Consider the following 18774-nt stretch of genomic DNA (forward strand, 5'->3'; position numbering starts at 1 on the left):
GCGCTGCACAATTATTTCGCCCACCTTGAGGGCGCTGCCGTCACGGATGTGTACAACCTGGTGCTCTCCGAAGTCGAGGCTCCCCTGCTCGAGTGCGTGATGAACTACGTCAAGGGCAACCAGACCAAGGCCAGCGAGCTGCTCGGGCTGAACCGGGGCACGCTGCGCAAGAAACTCAAGCAGTACGATTTGCTGTAAGCATTCAATCAAACCAGAAAGGCGCCCGCGTAAAACCGGTCGCCTTTTTTGCTGACTTCCTTTGCTTTTGATGGAAATTGAGATGACCGACCAGACTACCCGCCTGCCGATCCGCCGCGCCTTGATCAGCGTTTCCGACAAGACCGGGATCCTCGAATTCGCCAAAGAGCTTGAAGCCCTGGGCGTCGAGATCCTCTCCACCGGCGGAACGTTCAAGCTGCTGCAGGACAACGGCGTTGCCGCTGTGGAAGTCGCTGATTACACCGGCTTTGCCGAAATGATGGACGGCCGGGTAAAAACCCTGCACCCGAAAATTCACGGCGGGATCCTCGGTCGTCGCGGTATCGACGACGCCATCATGAACGAGCACGGCATCAAGCCGATCGATCTGGTCGCGGTCAACCTGTACCCGTTCGAAGCCACCATCAACAAGCCAGGCTGCGACCTGCCGACTGCTATCGAGAACATCGACATCGGCGGCCCGACCATGGTTCGTTCGGCAGCGAAGAACCATAAAGACGTGGCCATCGTGGTCAATGCCAGCGACTACGCCAACGTGCTGGAAAACCTCAAGGCTGGCGGCCTGACCTACGCTCAGCGTTTCGACCTGATGCTCAAGGCATTCGAACACACCGCGGCCTACGACGGCATGATCGCCAACTACATGGGCACCGTTAATCAGGCTGCCGAGACACTGAGCACCGAAGGTCGCAGCGAATTCCCTCGCACCTTCAACAGCCAGTTCATCAAGACCCAGGAAATGCGCTACGGCGAGAACCCGCACCAGAGCGCGGCGTTCTACGTGGAAGCCAAGCCTGCCGAAGTCGGTATTGCCACCGCGACCCAACTGCAAGGCAAGGAACTGTCGTACAACAACGTGGCCGACACCGACGCCGCGCTGGAATGCGTGAAGAGCTTCGTCAAGCCGGCCTGTGTGATCGTCAAGCACGCCAACCCATGCGGCGTGGCGGTCAGCCCGGATGCCGAAGGCGGAATCCGCAAGGCCTACGACCTGGCCTACGCCACCGACACCGAGTCGGCCTTCGGCGGCATTATCGCCTTCAACCGTGAACTGGACGCCGAGACCGCCAAGGCCATCGTCGAGCGCCAGTTCGTCGAAGTGATCATCGCCCCAAGCGTCAGCGAAGAAGCCCGCGCCATCGTGGCGGCAAAAGCCAACGTCCGTTTGCTGGCCTGCGGCGAGTGGTCGGCGGATCGTGCCGCTGCCTGGGATTACAAGCGCGTCAACGGTGGCCTGCTGGTGCAGAGCCGCGATATCGGCATGATCGGCGCCGATGACCTGAAAGTCGTGACCAAACGCGCTCCGACCGAGCAGGAAATCCACGACCTGATCTTCGCCTGGAAAGTGGCCAAGTACGTTAAATCCAACGCCATCGTCTACGCCAAGAACCGCCAGACCATCGGTGTCGGCGCCGGCCAGATGAGCCGCGTGAACTCGGCGCGTATTGCAGCGATCAAGGCTGAACACGCTGGTTTGCAGGTAGCGGGTTCGGTCATGGCCTCCGATGCATTCTTCCCGTTCCGCGACGGTTTGGACAACGCAGCGAAGGTCGGCATCACCGCGGTAATCCAGCCAGGCGGCTCGATGCGTGACAACGAAGTGATTGCTGCAGCCGACGAAGCCGGCATCGCGATGGTGTTCACCGGCATGCGCCACTTCCGTCACTGATCCACCCGATTTGATCGTGCCCATGCTCTGCGTGGGCATGCAGCCCGGGACGCTCCGCGTCCCACGGACGCAGAGGCATTCCCACGCAGAGCGTGGGAATGATCAACATACAGTCCCAGAATTAGCGTCATCCGAGGTTTTTGAAATGAATGTTTTGATCATTGGCAGCGGTGGCCGTGAACACGCCCTGGCCTGGAAAGTGGCTCAAGATCCGCGTGTACAGAAGGTTTTCGTGGCCCCGGGCAACGCTGGCACAGCTATCGAAGCCAAGTGCGAGAACGTCGCCATCGACGTACTGGCCCTTGAGCAGCTTGCAGACTTGGCCGAGAAAAACGTTTCCCTGACCATCGTCGGCCCTGAAGTGCCGCTGGTCGCTGGCGTCGTCGACCTGTTCCGCTCCCGCGGCCTGGACTGCTTTGGTCCAACCGCTGGCGCAGCTCAGCTGGAAGGTTCTAAAGCCTTCACCAAGGACTTCCTGGCTCGCCACAAGATCCCGACCGCCGACTACCAGAACTTCACCGAGATCGAGCCAGCGCTGGCTTACCTGCGTGAAAAAGGCGCACCGATCGTGATCAAGGCCGATGGCCTGGCCGCCGGTAAAGGCGTGATTGTCGCCATGACCCTGGCCGAAGCCGAAGATGCCGTGCGCGACATGCTGGCAGGCAATGCCTTTGGCGATGCCGGCTCGCGTGTAGTGATCGAAGAGTTCCTGGACGGCGAAGAAGCCAGCTTCATCGTCATGGTCGATGGCAAGAACGTCCTGCCAATGGCCACCAGCCAGGACCACAAGCGCGTCGGCGACGGCGACACCGGTCCAAACACCGGCGGCATGGGCGCTTACTCTCCGGCTCCAGTGGTCACTGCCCAAGTGCATCAGCGCGTCATGGACCTGGTGATCTGGCCGACCGTTCGCGGCATGGCCGAGGAAGGTAACGTCTACACCGGTTTCCTCTATGCCGGTCTGATGATCGACAAGGCTGGTAACCCAAAAGTCATCGAATTCAATTGCCGTTTCGGCGACCCTGAGACCCAACCGGTCATGCTGCGCTTGCAGTCGAGCCTGGTACTGCTGGTCGAGGCCGCTCTGGCGCAGGCGCTGGACAAGGTCGAAGCCCAATGGGATCCACGCCCGAGCGTCGGTATCGTGCTGGCCGCAGGCGGCTATCCTGGTGACTACGCCAAAGGTGTGGCCATCAATGGCCTGGATGCGGCGGCGGCACTGGAAGGCAAGGTTTTCCACGCCGGTACTGCGCTCAAGGACGGTCAAGTCGTCACGGCCGGTGGTCGCGTGCTCTGCGCCACGGCAATGGGCGCCAGCGTCGATGCTGCTCAGCAGCAGGCGTACAAACTGGCGGCCAAGATTGATTGGGAAGGCTGTTTCTATCGCAAGGACATTGGCTACCGTGCCATTGCCCGCGAGCGTGGCGAAAATCAGGAATAAGCTATCCTTTCAGCCGGGCAAGGGTTTCGAGCCCTTGCCCGGCTATTCCGACGCCGCGCATAGTTATATTCTGGCATCAACCTACGAAGGGATTTCGCCGTGCGCTGGCTCAGGATTGCCATAGGCTTCACCGTCACACTGCTGACTCTGCTCTGCATGCTCCCGGCCCAGGCCGCGCAAGGCAGTGGCTGGGCGGTATTGCTCGACGAACAGGGCGACCTGCAACTGAGCGACATCCGCTCCCCCCGCTTCACCAATCAATTCAGCCCCATCGAACTCGACCGCCTCACCGCTGCCGAGCCCGACGGCGCACTCTGGATCCGCTTCCGACTGGCGCCCGGCAAACATGAACAGTTGCTGCGGGTATTCGCACCCGACCTGTCACATCTCGATATGTATGTGCTGGACGACGACAAGCTGATCGAACAAGCGAACACAGGCAACAAACAATCACTGAGCGAGCGGCCATTGCCCAGCAGCGACTACATGCTGCCATTACCGCAAAGCGACAATTCGCTTGAGATCTATCTGCGACTGGTCTCCGAAAACCAGCTGCGGCCCTACATCACCGTGCAATCGGCGGTCATGACCGCCGCCAATCAAAACCAGACGTTGATCTACGGACTGTTGCTGGGCTGCGTTGGCATGCTGATCCTGCACAATCTCATCCGTTACGCCTACACACGTTCGCGCAGCAGTGTCTGGCTGGCGGCCTGCGAAGCGCTGCTGATGCTAAGCCTGATGTTGTTGCTGAACCTTGCCGGGCCATGGCTGCCGAACTGGCAAGCCGTGCAGACGCCAGGGGCTTACCTCGCCTTGTTGCTGACCGCCCCGTGCGGCCTGATGTTCGCTTATCGCTTTTTTGTCCCTCTGGGCCCACACCCGCTGAACAAGCTGATGGCGGGCGAGATCCTGTTCATCACGACCTGTGGCCTGTTGCTGCTGTTCGTCAACACATTGCCCTTGAACCTCATTACCTACGGCCTGGTCGCCCTCGCAGGCCTGAGCATGCTGTTTGTCAGCGCCTTTCACTGGCAAAAAGGTTATCGCCCGGCGCGGTTTTTCGTGGCGGGCATGGTCGCTTTCAACCTGGGTACGCTGATCATCCTGCCGGCGCTGCTGGGGCTGACATTGGTCGAGCCCCATGGCCTGGTCACCACCCTCCTGGTGTTCATCTGCATCAGCGGCCTGCTGATGAGCATTGCGCTGAGTGAGCGCCAACGCAGCATCACTGAAGATCGTTTCAGCGTCAGTCGCGACCTGGCGGCCAGCAATGCGGAAATCAACGCCAAAGCCGAGTTCCTGGCGAAGATCAGCCATGAAATCCGCACGCCAATGAACGGCGTGCTGGGCATGACCGAGCTGCTGTTGGGGACACCCTTGTCCGTGAAGCAGCGTGACTATGTGCAAACCATCCACAGCGCCGGCAACGAACTGCTGACACTGATCAACGAAATTCTCGATATATCCAAGCTCGAATCCGGGCAGATCGAACTGGACGACGTGCAGTTCGATCTCAACGCCTTGATCGAAGATTGCTTGAGCATCTTCCGCGCCAAGGCTGAACAGCAAAACGTCGAACTGATCAGCTTCATCCAGCCACAAGTGCCGCGAGTCATCAGCGGTGACCCGACACGTCTGCGCCAAACCCTGCTAAGCCTGCTTGAAAACGCACTGAAGAAAACCGATGAAGGCGAAATCCTGATTGTCGTCGCGCTTGATGAACGCAGCGCCAAACCGCGGCTTCGTATCGCCGTCCAGGACAGCGGCGAACCCATGGACGCCGAAGAGCGCGATGCACTGATGCACGCTGAACTGCACAGCAAGCACTTCCTCTCGGCCAATCGCCTGGGCGGCAATCTTGGGCTGGTCATCGCCCGTCAGCTGATTCGCCTGATGCAAGGCGAGTTTGGCGTCAAGAGTGGCGCCACTCAGGGCAGCACCTTGTGGCTGACACTGCCGCTGGACCCTGACCGTCTCGAACATCCCACCTCGGATCTCGACGGCCCGCTACAGGGTGCTCGCGTGCTGGTGGTGGACGACAACGACACGTGTCGCAAGGTACTGGTGCAACAATGCAGTGCCTGGGGACTGAACGTGAGCGCCGTCCCGTCCGGCAAGGAAGCGTTGGCGTTGCTACGCACCAAGGCGCATTTGCGTGACTACTTTGACGTGGTCCTGCTGGACCAGAACATGCCCGGCATGACCGGCATGCAACTGGCCGCCAAGATCAAGGAAGATCCGAGCCTGAACAACGACATCCTGCTGATCATGCTGACCGGCATCAGCAATGCGCCAAGCAAGATCATCGCCCGCAACTCGGGGGTCAAGCGTATCCTCGCAAAACCGGTGGCCGGCTACACCCTCAAGACGACTCTGGCCGATGAGCTGACCCAGCGCAACAAAGGGCTCGCTGTCATGCCGCACTTTCCATCGAGCCCTACCCTGCCCATCAAGGTCCCAAGCGATTTCCGCATATTGGTCGCCGAAGACAACAGCATCTCGACCAAGGTTATCCGGGGCATGCTGGGCAAGCTCAATCTGCAGCCGGACACCGCCAGCAATGGTGAAGAAGCCTTGCAGGCCATGAAAGCTCAACGTTATGACCTGGTGCTGATGGACTGTGAGATGCCAATCCTCGATGGCTTCTCCGCCACCCAGCAATTGCGTGCCTGGGAAGTGGGTAACCAACGAACTCGCACACCTGTGGTGGCGCTCACCGCACACATCCTCGCCGAGCACAAAGAACGCGCGCGCCAGGCAGGCATGGACGGACACATGGCCAAACCCGTGGAGCTTTCGCAGCTGCGCGAACTGATTGAACACTGGGTTGCCCAACGCGATCTGCAGAACCGCACCGTGACCCCAACCTCCTGAGCCGACAGACTCTGCAACGCCTGATAGACTCCCCTCGACTTCCCTCGCCAGTGAGCTTGCACCATGCTCCACGTGTTGTTCAGTGTTTACCTGAAGATGCTGGTGCTCTACAGCCCCTTCTTCGTATTGTCCTGTTTCATCAGCCTGACCCGCGGCTATTCGCGCAAGGAACAGCGTCGACTGGCCTGGAAGGTGGCGATTGCCACGCTGATCTCCAGCGTTCTGCTGTACCTGTTCGGTCGAGTCATTTTCAGCGTCTTCGGCATCACAGTGGATGCCTTTCGCATTGGTGCCGGCAGCGTGCTGTTCATTTCCGCATTGGGGATGGCCCAGGGCAAGTCAGCGGTGCAGACAGACAACGTGCAACAGGACGTGACCATCGTCCCGCTGACCATTCCTCTCACCGTCGGCCCTGGCACCATCGGTGCCTTGCTGGTGATGGGCATAAGCCAGCCGCACTGGGATGACAAGCTCACGGCCATCGTCAGCATTGCCCTGGCCAGCTTCACTGTTGGGGTGGTTTTGTACCTGTCCAATCACATCGAGCGCATTCTCGGTGAGCAGGGCTTGCAGATTGTCAGCCGTTTGATGGGGTTGTTCGTGTGTGCGCTCGCGGCACAGATTATTTTCACAGGGGTCAAGGGGTACCTGGTTCCGTAGGAGCTGCCGCAGGCCGCGATATTTTGATGTTGCTCCATGAAGATCAAAAGATCGCAGCCTGCGGCAACCCCGGCAGGGTTATTTACGCCGACTGAAGCGCTTGACCAGAACTTCCTTGCGATGGATGCCAAGATACTCTTCGATATCCGACTTTATTTCCGCATAGCGGGCCGGATTGAAGGTGATGAACGACTTGCCGTGAAAAATGCCGAGCGACGAAGTCTTCCAGTCCACGAAAAGAACTCCGCCATCATCACTTCCACCCTGATGATCAATTGCCCCTATCGCAATCAGGATAATTCCATTCGACAGTTGTTCGCAGGGGATTGTGGATAACCTCACCCCTTCAGCACCTTTCGATTCAGTGTTCAACAAGTTGATCGCTTCAGGCTCTTTCTTCAATGCAGCGACGGTAGAGTTCGTTACAGCACTGAGCACGGTAGCGCCAGGGATGGCAGCCTTTGCCGCTTCGACGGCGGCCTGAATAATATCAACCATGACATTATCCATCGTTATCTTCAGCGAAGTGGCGCTGTATCGTGTGTAGCCTTTGTCCGCGACAAAACATCCAAGATCTTCCATGCATTTGGTAAATGCGTGGTACCAGGCCTTTGGGTCTTTATTGCCGGGCACTTCGTAGTTCGCTTCCATCTTCGACATGGTGATCAGATTTTCAATGATCGCCATGTTTTCCAGGCTTATCTTGTCGCCATAGCCAATCAGGCTATTGCCCAGCACCAGAGCATCCAGCTCCTTGGTGGGGGTAGAAACCACTGTTGGCACCAGTGCCCTTGGGCGCGGCCTTTCGACCCGAGCTTTATTGCGCTTTTGTACGCATGCTTTCACGAAATCGACACTTTGCGAAACGCTAACCGAACTTTCAAAAACATTCATGCATAACATCCTTATTCATTAATAAACGTTCCATCCGGGAACACATGAAATCTAGTCCTGCGCACTTCGAGCAACAAGCCACAAGCAAATACAGCATATGTACAAATAAAAAGCGCCAGGCAAACAAAAACCCAGCCACCACCAAAAAAATGGGATGACCGGGTTTAAATTAATCAAGCATTAAATGGGCGTGAGCTTATCGCCATAGCTGCGCGGCGTGTACACCCAAGTACGGCCATCCGGACAAGGAATGACCCGCGTAGTCGAAGAACCAATGAGCACCATCGTGCGCATATCCACCTGGTCGACACTCAACTGCCCGAGCGTAGTGACCCGCAAAGTCTGCCCTGGTCGGCCGATATCACGCCCCAGTACGACCGGTGTCTGAGGCTCGCGGTGACGGGCAACGATGTCCAGCGCCTGCCCAAGTTGCCATGGGCGTGAACGCGAGATCGGGTTGTAGAACGCCAGGGCCAGATCAGCTTGAGCCGCCAGATCCAGACGTTTCTCTATGATCGACCAAGGTTTGAGGTTGTCCGACAGCGACAGCACACAGAAGTCATGCCCCAACGGCGCACCGGCCTGGGCAGCCGTCGCCAATGAAGCGGAGACGCCCGGCAGGATCTCAAGATCAACGTTGTGCCACGCCGGATCGGTGGACTCATGAAGCGCTTCCAGCACGGCGGCGGCCATGGCAAACACTCCAGGGTCGCCAGACGAAACCACCACCACCGACCGCCCCTGGGCCGCCAATTCGAATGCATGCCGTGCTCGCTGCATTTCTTCGCGGTTGTCGGTGCAATGCAGCACCTGATCATCTCGGAAAGGCCCAGCCATGCGCACATAGGTTTCATAACCCAGCACATCATTGGCCCGAGCCAGCTCTGTCTTCACGGCCGGCACCATCAGTTCTGCGCAACCCGGCCCCAGGCCGATCACGGCCAAACGCCCGCGAGGGCGGCCGACCTGCAGCGGGTCCAGTGGATTTTCGGCCACAGCAATCGCAATGCAGTCATCCCCATGCAGGGAGACAGGCTGCCCCACAGCGTTGCGGAGTAACTCGCCAACGCTTGCTCCGGCATTGGCAAACCGCAACGGCACGCCCAACTCAAGCGCCGCTTCGCGCAGGGCCGGGCTGGCCATTGCGGTGTCCGCCGCCAACAGGCAAGCCACCGATTGCACAGCGATTTTGGCCTCACGCAAAGCCTCACGAACCGAGCTCGACAAACTTGCAACATCCGCCTCGACCGCGACCACCACGCTGCGTGGATAAATGAGCAGTTCGTTAGCCGCCGGCGTCCGTTCTTCAGGACTGACGTGCACAGCCAGTCGCGCCTGAGCATCCTCAGGCAATTGCGCGTGTGCCAGCCACGGCGCCGAACCTTCGATACGCACCGTTTCGCCGGCCAGCAAATCGGAAACAAAGCGCTTGCCCAGCTCCAGGTCTGCCAAGGCATAACCGCTGGGAGGATTGAGCAGACAAGTACCAAAACGCAGTTCACCGCTGGTGGTGATCGCCGCGCAGACGTCCAACGCTGCAGCAATTTCCCGCGCCATGACATTCACTCCGCCGAGGCCGCCCAGCAGAGGCACCACTGCACTGCCGTCTTCGGCCACCGCCAGCACCGGCGGCTCAGCGCCCTTTTCCAGCAACAACGGCGCCAGCGTGCGGATGACGATTCCGGCCGCACACAACGCAATGATCGGCGTGCCCTGTTGATAAAACTCACGCAGGGCGCCACCGAACTCATGGTAGACCCGATCGGCACCGTCAACCCGTCCGGCCAGACCGTGGATCAGGGCGCCGGGATACACCTGCTGAATGTTGCGTGCGGTAACGAGGCTGCCATTGCCGAGAATGACAATCGCCGGAACTGGACGAGTCATCAGCCTTGCCACCTTTCGCCGGGAACAATGATCAGCGAGAAGTACGGCGAAGACATGGGTTCGACCTGATCCAGCGGCACGATCTTTTGATTGGCCATGGTCGCGCGCTCGACGTACAGCGCACGTTCGGCCAGGCCGAGCTCTTCCAGCACCTGACGGACCTTGGGGAAATTGCGCCCCAGCTTCATGATCACTGCCGCGTCGGCATCCGCCAGGCGCCGCTTGAGCTCATCATGGGGCAACACACCGGACAACACCGACAGGCTCTGGTTGCGATACACCAGCGGTGCACCGAGTACCGAGGCACCGCCGAGCATCGAGCACACACCCGGCACGACTTCGGCCTGATAACGCTCGGCGAGGCGGTCGTGCAGGTACATGTAGGAACCGTAGAAGAACGGATCGCCTTCGCAGATCACCGCCACATCGCGACCGGCATCGAGGTGCTCAGCCAATGATTGCGCGGCTTCATCGTAGAAATCGCTGATCACTCGCTCGTAGGACAAGGGCGCCGGCAACGCTTCGGTGGTCACCGGATAAACCAGCGGCAACAGGTTCTGCGCTTCTTGCAAGTGCGCCTCGATGATGCCGAAGGCATTACCTTTCTTGCCCTTGGCCACGAAGTACGCCACCACCGGCGATTCGCGCAGCAGGCGCAGGGCTTTGACAGTAATCAATTCCGGATCACCAGGGCCGACGCCAAGGCCGATCAAACGTCCAGGTTGCTGCATCATTCGATCTCCGTGGCGAGGGCATTGACGGCGGCGGCGGCCATGGCGCTACCGCCCAGGCGACCTTGCATGATGACAAAAGGCACGCCACGGCTATCCGCCGCCAACGCTGCCTTGGATTCGGCGGCACCGACAAAGCCCACCGGGAAACCGAGGATCAACGCCGGTTTCGGTGCGCCGGCATCGAGCATTTCCAGCAGATAAAACAGCGCGGTCGGCGCGTTGCCGATCACCACCACGCTGCCTTCCAGATGCGGTCGCCACAGTTCCAGTGCGGCGGCGGAGCGGGTGTTGCCCAACTCACGGGCAAGTTCGGGGACGCTGTCGTCACGCAAGGTGCAGATCACCTGATTGTTCGCTGGTAACCGCGCGCGGGTCACGCCCTCGGAAACCATTCGCGCATCACACAGGATCGGCGCGCCAGCAGCCAGCGCGTCGCGCCCGGCCTTGCCCGCACCATCGGAAAACTGCAGACCGTCGATGGCCTCGACCATGCCGCAGGCGTGGATCACACGGACCGCGAGTTTCTCCAGATCAGCCGGAATTCGCTCCAGATTGGCCTCGGCGCGAATGATCGCGAAGGAGTTGCGATAGATCTCCTGACCGTCGCGGATGTAATCAAGCATCAATGGGGCTCCGTGAGCGAGCGTCGAGCAAGGCGCCGACCGCTTCAATAGTAAGGTTGCAAGCGTGCAGCGCGCCGAAACCTGGCTGCGCTGCATCGCGAAAATAGAGATCGTAACGACCGGGGCCGACGGCCAGCAATGTGACGGGGGCGGTATGCGCGGCGGCACAGGATCGCGAGCACCCACTGACATGCACATTCAGCGAATGCCCATGGCGTTGCAGCAGCGCGGCCAGGTGCAGGGCATCGCCTTTGGTGTCGGCCAGGCCTTTGCCACAACCGTTTGAACCGGTGCAGGCGATCATGCGCGTCAACGATTGCTCGGGATCGCACATCAAGCCCAATTGCTCCAGGCGTCGGATGACTTCAGCGGCGTGTTCATGACGAACATTGGGCAACAGCAGACTTTGCCACGGAGTGAACCGCAGGCTGCCGTCACCGAACTCGTCTGCCAGACGTGCCGCACCACGCAGCATGACCGGATTTAGTCGCCCCAGCGGTGGCACGGCGCCCACATAGTCAACATCCGCCTGGATCTGGCCGTGGGCGCCGATATGCAAAACACTCGATTGCAAGGTGCGCCGCCAATGGGTAACGGCCTGGATGGCGACACCTTCGGCCAGTCGGGCCAGAACCGTTTCGATCGAATGCTCGGCCAACAAATGACGCATCCGCGTTTGCTCGGGGCTCGCCAGCTCCAGGAACAACTCAAGCACCGCGACCAACAGACGATGGCCATCGTCGAGTGCGACCGATCCTGTTGGCGTATCCGTGGGGCACCCGGCCAGGCCAAACGCCAGCCGCGTCACGCCCTCTCGCTCATACGCCGAGAGCCACACGTCGTGGGGGTGTTCGAGCATCGCCAAGCTCTCACCGCCATCAAGTTGCACGGCAAACTTGGCACTGAGGTCATGGAAGCGTTCATGTTGTTGCACGGTGGCCAGAATCTGTTCAGCCAGCGGGCGGGTGTCGAAGAGCATCTGCCGATCGATCCCGGCCGTAGGGCTGAGCATCAGATTGCGCACATCGTCCCCTGCCGCATGGGTAGGTCCCAACCCGGCAACCAGCAGGCTTTCGATCAAGGCTGACTGTTGGCTGCCAATTCCGCGAATTTGCAGGTTGGCGCGATTGGTCGCCTCGATAACGCCACCGGCATAGCGCTCGGCTGCATCGGCCACCGCGACGGCCTGCTGCGCACGGAGGGAACCACCGTTGAGTTTGATCCGGCAAATCCCACCATCCAACGCCTGGACGATCCGCAATAATCCGGGACAGGCCGAGGGGCGCAAAGGGTTGGATTGCTGACGAGGGTTCACAGGATGGCCGGCGCAATTGGAAGGGCAGCATTATGCCTGCTTTGTTCGGTGGGATGAAAAACCCGGGGCGCTTGACGACGAAAAGCAAGCGAGGCGGCATTAACGCATTTTTCCTGTAGGAGCTGCCGCAGACTGCGATCTTTTGATTTTGAACATCAAAAGATCGCAGCCTCGTTTCACTCGTCAGCTCCTACAACAGCCGGTTTCAATTCAGCGGATTACTTTTATTCAAAGGCTATAACGGAGCCTGTACTTTTCACGGGCAAGAAAACTCACTGACTTCACACCCATATAAATCGGAAGCAACTCATGGACAGTAGAAACTCAAATGGAATATTGACCGGCCACAACCTTGTTTCATGTATCGACGAACTTTTACCGCAGGATTATCAAGACCTCAGCCATTGCACTCAGATAGCCACACAATCCGCTGACAGGGTCAGCAGTCGTTTTGCCAACTCGGCAGCGTGGCTGCAAGAGTATCTTCGTACATTGGATTTTTTAGGCTGGTCCGCCTATCAAGACGCCATCTTTACGCGCACCCGTTACGACGTGTCGAAAAGCGTTGCGCAGTTTCTGGTCACAAGCGCGCAAGGCATGCAGGACACCCGTCAGGGAAATGCCATGATTGACACCCTCGACGCACTGGAACCCGACAAACCGGCACTGATCTCGCTGGACAATGAAAGTCTGATGGGCGAACGTTTTCAGGTGATACCTGCACGGTACGATTCAAAGGGGTTTCTTGAAATAGCGGTGTTCAATCTTGAGTTGGTGGCGTACGCCAAAAAGAATAGTTTTCTGTTCTGGAGCTGGGAAGAACAGGCCGCAAAAATCACTCAAAGTCGGGCCTATCTGAAGTTGGACAAACGTATTCTCGACAGTAAAAGATCGCTTCTTGAAAAAAAGCTGCAAGAAGTCGTAATGAAGCGATTCGACCTGCGAAAAAAACTGGCCCGTTAAGACTGGGGGCCGCGTCAATGGGCGTTCATCGCCATCACCTACAATTTCCTCGCTGACGGCAGGCGGATGCAATCCATGCCGCGCTATGATGCGCAGCCGCCGGGCCGACACCGTCGGGCGCGGCAATGAGTTGGCTTTGATTGATAGACGAGGAACGGCATGACCCCCTGGCTGACAGTGGTAGGCATTGGAGAAGACGGCTTCAAGGGGCTCGGCAAACATGCACGACACGCTCTGCTGAAAGCGTCGCGGATCATTGGTGCTCAGCGGCAACTGGATTTGTTGCCAGCCTGCATTCGCGGCGACCGGCAATTGTGGCCCAGCCCTTTTTCCCTCGATCCGGTCCTGGCGAACCGTGGCGAATCCGTCTGTGTCCTGGCCAGCGGCGATCCTATGTTTTTCGGCGTAGGCGCCAGTCTCGCCCGGCAATTGCCCAGCGATGAAATGCTCATTGTGCCAGCCCCCTCTTCCTGCTCCCTCGCTGCCGCCAGAATGGGCTGGCCGTTACAGGACGTGGTCACCCTGTCGGTGGTTGCCCGCCCCATCGCCGCACTCAACGCGCAGTTGTTCAGCGGCGTGCGCTTGCTGGTATTGAGCAATGACGGCCGCAGCCCCGCCGCCATCGCCGCAATGCTGCGTGAGCGTGGCTTCGGCCCCAGCCGGATGACCGTGCTGGAGCATTTGGGCGGCGAAGCCGAACGGCGTATCGATGGCATCGCCAATGACTGGGCCGACCCTGCGGTCGCGGACCTGAACCTGATCGCCATCGACTGCATCGTTGAACCGAATACGCCACGCCTGTCACGGCTGGCCGGTTTGCCGGACTCGGCATTCAAGCATGACGGTCAACTGACCAAGCGCGATGTCCGCGCAATCACCCTCGCACGCCTGACCCCGGTCCCTGGCGAACTGTTGTGGGATGTCGGCGCTGGCAGCGGTTCGATCGGTATCGAATGGATGCGCGCCCATCCCGCTTGCCGGGCATTGGCCGTCGAGGCCGATGAAGGTCGGCAACTATTGATCGAATACAACCGTGACGCTCTTGGGGTTCCCGGCCTGCAGTTGATTCGTGGCCGCGCGCCGCAAGCCCTCGAAGGGCTTGAACGTCCGGACGCGATTTTCATCGGTGGCGGCGTGACCCGCGTAGGCGTGCTGCAAGCCTGCTGGACCGCCCTCAAACCCGGCGGCCGGTTGGTCGCCAACGCGGTCACGCTACAAAGTGAAATGACCCTGATGGCCTGGCGTGAACAGCACGGCGGCGAGCTGACGCGCATTCATATCGCTCAAGCGCAACCGCTGGGTGAATTCGATACTTGGCGTCAAGCGTTGCCGATTACCGTGCTGGACATGACGAAGCCTCTCGATGCGTGACGAAACCGCCGAACAACCTGCGCCGCTGCGTAGCGGCCTGACCACGGGCAGTTGCGCCACAGCGACAAGCCTTGCGGCGGCTCGCCTGCTGTTGGGTGGCGCAGCAGCCGATGCGGTGGAAATCGTTCTGCCCAAGGGCAAAGCAGTGAAGATGCGCCTGGAATTCTGCCGCCGGACCGATGACGGTGCTGAAGCGGGAACCATCAAGGACGCTGGCGACGATCCCGACGTAACCCATGGTGCCCTGCTGTACACACAAGTGCGCCTGAGCACTGAGCCGGGAATTCGCTTCAATGCCGGACGTGGTGTCGGCACCGTCACCCGCCCCGGACTGGTGCTGGGGGTCGGTGAGCCGGCGATCAACCCGGTGCCGCGCAAAATGATCAGCGATCACCTGACCCGCCTCGCCGACGAGCTCGGCTACAGCGGTGGTTTCGAGGTCACGGTAAACGTCGAGAACGGCGAGGCACTGGCGCTTAAAACCATGAACCCGCGGCTGGGAATTCTCGGCGGCCTGTCGATTCTCGGCACCAGCGGCATCGTCCGACCGTTTTCCTGCGCGGCCTACATTGCCTCGATCCACCAAGGCATCGATGTGGCGAAAACCAATGGCTACCTGCACATCGCCGCATGCACAGGCAACGCCAGCGAAGACACCATGCGCCGGGTCTACAACCTGCCGGAAATTGCCCTGATCGAAATGGGCGACTTTGTCGGCGCGGTCCTCAAGCACCTGCGCAAAGTACCTGTGGATAAACTCAGCCTCTGCGGCGGTTTCGGCAAGATCAGCAAACTGGCGGCCGGGCACATGGACTTGCACAGTCGGCACTCGAGCATCGACCTGCCACAACTGGCCGAATGGGCCGCCGCTATCGGCGCCGACACGACATTGCAGCAAGGCATTTGTGAAGCCAACACCAGCCAGCAAGCCCTGGCCATGGCCAGCGCCGCCGGCATCGCCCTGGGCGATGCGGTCTGCCAGCACGCGCTGGACTTTGCCCGCAGCGTGGTGCCGGCACAGGTTCAGGTGGAAGTCTTTGCCATCGACCGCCAGGGCGGGATCGTTGGGCATGCGGGAGCTTTTCAGTGAAACGAATCTTGTTGCTCGGTGGCGTGACCGAAGCGCTGGCCATTGCCAGGACACTGGGGCCGGAACACATCTATAGCCTGGCCGGTATCGGACGGATACCGACGGACTTGACCTGCCAGATTCGCGTTGGCGGTTATGGCGGCGCCGAAGGCTTGGCGCAGTTCATTGGCGATCAAGGCATCGATCTGCTGCTGGACGCCACTCACCCCTACGCCGCACAAATCAGCCGCAACGCCGCGAGCGCCGCAGGCCTGAGCGGCATTCCCTGCTGGGCACTGCGGCGCCCGGCATGGCAAGCGCAGGCCGCCGATGACTGGCGCGAAGTCAGCGACTGGGCCGAGCTGATCCAAGCCCTGAAACCCTTTCGGCGACCGCTGTTCACCCTCGGACGCGAGCCATTGCAGCATCTGGATGAAATCCCCCCGGAGCAATTCTGGACCCTGCGTGCGCTGGACGTTTATCCCGGCAACGAGCGCTGCGAAGTTATCGGCGCCCGTGGACCTTTCCTGATCGACGAAGAACGCGCGCTGTTCGAACAGCGAAATATCGACGTATTGATCAGCAAGAACAGCGGCAGCAGCGCTACCGAGCCGAAGCTGGAGGTGGCGCGGGAGCGTGGGGTGCCGGTGATTGTTTTGAAGCGGCCAGTGTTGCCGGAGGTAACTCGGGAGTTTCTGACGCTAGAGGAAACACTTGGCGCATTGTCGCTCTTCATTTCGTAGGGCAGGATCACCGGCTTGCAGAATAAGTAACCTATTTGTTACCTTCAGGGCCGCACGTGATCACACTCGAAGAATACCTGCAGGACAACGAAACGAGCCCTTTTGGCCGTTGGTTTTCCACCTTTGGATGCCCATGCAGCACTTAAGGTATCCACTGCACTGCTGCGTCTGGAGTTAGGAAATACATCAAACATCAAGTGGTTCGACGGTCTCGGCGAGTACCGGATAAATTGGGGACCGGGTTACAGGATCTATCTTGTTCAAGAAGGCAAACGCCTGATCATCCTGTTTGGTGGAGGCGATAAGTCCACACAAAAAGCTGACATCAAACAGGCGAAAGTATTGATAGCCGAATTTCGATCCCGAAAAAAAGCTGAACGGCACCGGAGATAACGTCATGGCGCTCACCCGAAGCTACAAACATACCATCGCCGAGCGTGCCCAACGTGACCCCGAGTTCGCCCAGGCATTGTTGGATGAGGCTGCTACTCTGTTTCTTAACGGCGAACCTGAAATGGCCAGGATCATCTTGCGTGACCTGATCAACGCCACTGTCGGGTTCGAGGAGTTGGCAAAGGAAACGGCAAAGCCCAGCAAAAGCCTGCATCGAATGTTGTCTGCCAAAGGCAATCCAAGCATGGACAACCTGGCTGCGATATTTGCCGTAATTCGCGCTACGCTGGGAGTAGATATACAAGTACATGCGGTGCGTGCGCACTGAGCCATGCTTTTTAAGTGCGACACCACACCGCACGCGGTCTTTTTACTTATCGGCACTGATCAGGCTAAATAGCCGCGCCTGATCGCCCATCCACCGGATTTGTCCCATGTCCCGACAACGGCTCGCAATTGCCTGGATCGCCTGCTTCGCAGTGCTATTCAACATGCTCGCCATGCCGATGTCCGGTGCGATGGCGCAGACGGCGAAATCGCCAGCCGAACAATTGTTGTGGGGCAGTTTCTGCTCCTCAAGCGGCACCAAGATGGTGGCGATTTCCCTGGGCGACACCGAGCGCAAAGCCCCGCAAAACGACGATCATTCGAACATGCAGCATTGCTGGTGCTGCAGCGGTTCCGCGCCATTGGTGGCGCTGCCCGGTCATGAGCCACAGCTGTATTACACGCAGTTCGATGCCAATCGAAGCCTGCCCCCCGCAACGCTCAACACACCATCACCACGCCAGCAATGGCCCAGCCTTAATCCCCGCGCCTCTCCTCTAGTGTGATTTCCTTTCGCAATTGATCTGCGTTTTGAATCGCTCTGGAGAACTGCCATGTTGAAAAAACTCATCGTTCTGGCTGCGTTGCTGCTGCCTGCCTGCTTTGCCAATGCCCACGAATACAAGATTGGCGAGCTGGAAATCGCTCACCCATGGTCACAGGAACTGCCGCCGAATGCGCCAAACGTCGCGGCGTATTTCGTGATTCACAACAAGGGAAGCGCAGCCGACCGTCTGCTCAGCGTCGACTCGCCCATTGCGGGCGAAGCTCAACTGCATGAGCACGTGATGCAAAACGATGTGATGAAAATGAATCACGTACCGAGTGTGGAAATCCCCGCAGGCGGCGAGGTCACTTTCGCGCCGATGGCCTACCACGTGATGCTGATGAACCTTAAGGACCGTAGCCAGCTCAGCGATGGCAAGCGCTTCCCGATGACCCTGCATTTCGAGAAAGCCGGTGACTTGAAGGTCGAAGTAGTGGTGCAGAAGCAGGCACCCGATGGCACGCAACCACACGTCCACGCTCAGTAACCCGCTGAGCCGAATCCGCCCATGCGCCCGCTTAGCGCCAGGTCATCCGCACACCGCCGCCAGTCGTTGAACCTGACGCGCGGCAGCTGGATCAGCCTGTTCGCCATGCTGATGATCTTTATCGGTCCACTGATTTCTCAGTCGATGCCGATGCCGATGGATCAACGCACCCCGATGACCATGAACATGTCGATGGACATGAGCATGGACATGTCGGCGATGGAGCACGGGGATCACGGTGCACAACCGACTGCCGAGCATTGCCCTCCAGCGTCCGGGCACCATGCGATCTGGGAAAAGTGCGGCTATTGCAGCCTGCTGTTCAACTGCCCGGCATTGACCGGTGGCGGCTCATTCGCCGCCTTCAATATTCCACCCGTCAACACATTCACCACGCCCTCCCCGCGCCTGGGCCACGCCCGGCAAACCTTCTTCCCCGGCGCCCGTTCCCGCGCCCCACCCATCGTCGCGTAAACCCCCACCTCAGGTTTCACACGGTTAAGAAGACAGCTTCAGGTTGTCGGCCGTGTGGTTTACGACTGTTCGATGGAAATT

General features: G+C 59.3%; 18 protein-coding genes and 1 pseudogene. 14 read left to right on the forward strand and 5 right to left on the reverse strand.

The features are described 5' to 3' along the window. The 5 genes from fis to ACRESJ_RS23835 all read left to right on the forward strand — a co-directional run. Positions 1-198: DNA-binding transcriptional regulator Fis (gene fis / locus ACRESJ_RS23815; RefSeq protein ID WP_431760097.1), on the forward strand; the 198-nt coding region annotated here is incomplete at its 5' end. Positions 199-280: 82 nt separating this feature from the next. Next, positions 281-1888 (forward strand): bifunctional phosphoribosylaminoimidazolecarboxamide formyltransferase/IMP cyclohydrolase, encoded by a 1608-nt coding sequence (gene purH, locus ACRESJ_RS23820; protein WP_431760098.1) that lies wholly within the window; start codon positions 281-283, stop codon positions 1886-1888. A gap of 145 nt (positions 1889-2033) precedes the next feature. After that, positions 2034-3329, forward strand: coding sequence for a phosphoribosylamine--glycine ligase (purD, locus tag ACRESJ_RS23825; RefSeq protein ID WP_431760099.1), 1296 nt, complete (start codon positions 2034-2036; stop codon positions 3327-3329). Positions 3330-3428: 99 nt separating this feature from the next. After that, positions 3429-6206 carry a response regulator gene (locus ACRESJ_RS23830; RefSeq protein ID WP_431760100.1) on the forward strand — a complete coding sequence of 926 codons (2778 nt, stop codon included), beginning with the start codon at positions 3429-3431 and terminating at the stop codon, positions 6204-6206. 63 nt (positions 6207-6269) lie between these two features. After that, complete coding sequence (locus tag ACRESJ_RS23835) at positions 6270-6866, forward strand: MarC family protein (RefSeq protein WP_431760101.1); 597 nt, start codon at positions 6270-6272, stop codon at positions 6864-6866. Between the two features lie 78 nt (positions 6867-6944). Here the strand turns inward: ACRESJ_RS23835 and ACRESJ_RS23840 are convergent, their stop codons facing one another. The 5 genes from ACRESJ_RS23840 to cobG all read right to left on the reverse strand — a co-directional run bounded on the left by ACRESJ_RS23840 (position 6945) and on the right by cobG (position 12319). Further along, entirely contained in the window at positions 6945-7760 is an 816-nt protein-coding gene (locus ACRESJ_RS23840) for a hypothetical protein (protein ID WP_431760102.1), read from the reverse strand. 180 nt (positions 7761-7940) lie between these two features. Further along, positions 7941-9647 (reverse strand): precorrin-3B C(17)-methyltransferase, encoded by a 1707-nt coding sequence (gene cobJ, locus ACRESJ_RS23845; protein ID WP_431760103.1) that lies wholly within the window; start codon positions 9645-9647, stop codon positions 7941-7943. Then, positions 9647-10378 (reverse strand): precorrin-2 C(20)-methyltransferase, encoded by a 732-nt coding sequence (locus tag ACRESJ_RS23850; RefSeq protein WP_431760119.1) that lies wholly within the window; start codon positions 10376-10378, stop codon positions 9647-9649. The genes cobJ and ACRESJ_RS23850 overlap by 1 nt, the downstream gene beginning before the upstream one ends. Next, positions 10378-11004 (reverse strand): precorrin-8X methylmutase, encoded by a 627-nt coding sequence (locus tag ACRESJ_RS23855; RefSeq protein ID WP_431760104.1) that lies wholly within the window; start codon positions 11002-11004, stop codon positions 10378-10380. The genes ACRESJ_RS23850 and ACRESJ_RS23855 overlap by 1 nt, the downstream gene beginning before the upstream one ends. Continuing rightward, complete coding sequence (gene cobG, locus ACRESJ_RS23860) at positions 10997-12319, reverse strand: precorrin-3B synthase (protein ID WP_431760105.1); 1323 nt, start codon at positions 12317-12319, stop codon at positions 10997-10999. The genes ACRESJ_RS23855 and cobG overlap by 8 nt, the downstream gene beginning before the upstream one ends. A 309-nt stretch (positions 12320-12628) precedes the next feature. Here cobG and ACRESJ_RS23865 point away from each other — a divergent pair, with 309 nt between their 5' ends. The 9 genes and pseudogenes from ACRESJ_RS23865 to ACRESJ_RS23905 all read left to right on the forward strand — a co-directional run bounded on the left by ACRESJ_RS23865 (position 12629) and on the right by ACRESJ_RS23905 (position 18693). Continuing rightward, complete coding sequence (locus ACRESJ_RS23865) at positions 12629-13282, forward strand: hypothetical protein (protein ID WP_431760106.1); 654 nt, start codon at positions 12629-12631, stop codon at positions 13280-13282. Positions 13283-13441: 159 nt separating this feature from the next. Then, positions 13442-14653, forward strand: a complete 1212-nt coding sequence (gene cbiE, locus ACRESJ_RS23870) for a precorrin-6y C5,15-methyltransferase (decarboxylating) subunit CbiE (RefSeq protein WP_431760107.1) — start codon at positions 13442-13444, stop codon at positions 14651-14653. Further along, positions 14646-15743 (forward strand): cobalt-precorrin-5B (C(1))-methyltransferase, encoded by a 1098-nt coding sequence (locus tag ACRESJ_RS23875; protein ID WP_431760108.1) that lies wholly within the window; start codon positions 14646-14648, stop codon positions 15741-15743. The genes cbiE and ACRESJ_RS23875 overlap by 8 nt, the downstream gene beginning before the upstream one ends. Further along, positions 15740-16465: a cobalt-precorrin-6A reductase gene (locus ACRESJ_RS23880; protein WP_431760109.1), complete on the forward strand. Its 726-nt coding sequence runs from the start codon at positions 15740-15742 to the stop codon at positions 16463-16465. Before ACRESJ_RS23875 ends, ACRESJ_RS23880 begins: the two co-directional genes overlap by 4 nt. Positions 16466-16521: 56 nt before the next feature. Next, positions 16522-16858: pseudogene (locus tag ACRESJ_RS23885) on the forward strand (type II toxin-antitoxin system RelE/ParE family toxin). Positions 16859-16862: 4 nt separating this feature from the next. Then, positions 16863-17186 carry a DNA-binding protein gene (locus tag ACRESJ_RS23890; RefSeq protein ID WP_338584490.1) on the forward strand — a complete coding sequence of 108 codons (324 nt, stop codon included), beginning with the start codon at positions 16863-16865 and terminating at the stop codon, positions 17184-17186. Positions 17187-17292: 106 nt separating this feature from the next. Next, positions 17293-17691 (forward strand): DUF2946 domain-containing protein, encoded by a 399-nt coding sequence (locus tag ACRESJ_RS23895; RefSeq protein ID WP_431760110.1) that lies wholly within the window; start codon positions 17293-17295, stop codon positions 17689-17691. A gap of 48 nt (positions 17692-17739) precedes the next feature. Continuing rightward, complete coding sequence (locus ACRESJ_RS23900) at positions 17740-18219, forward strand: copper chaperone PCu(A)C (protein ID WP_431760111.1); 480 nt, start codon at positions 17740-17742, stop codon at positions 18217-18219. A 21-nt stretch (positions 18220-18240) separates the two neighbouring features. Beyond that, entirely contained in the window at positions 18241-18693 is a 453-nt protein-coding gene (locus ACRESJ_RS23905) for a DUF2946 domain-containing protein (RefSeq protein WP_431760112.1), read from the forward strand. Positions 18694-18774: the final 81 nt, after the last annotated feature.

The organism is Pseudomonas sp., assembly GCF_050739655.1.
Classification (GTDB): Bacteria; Pseudomonadota; Gammaproteobacteria; order Pseudomonadales; family Pseudomonadaceae; genus Aquipseudomonas.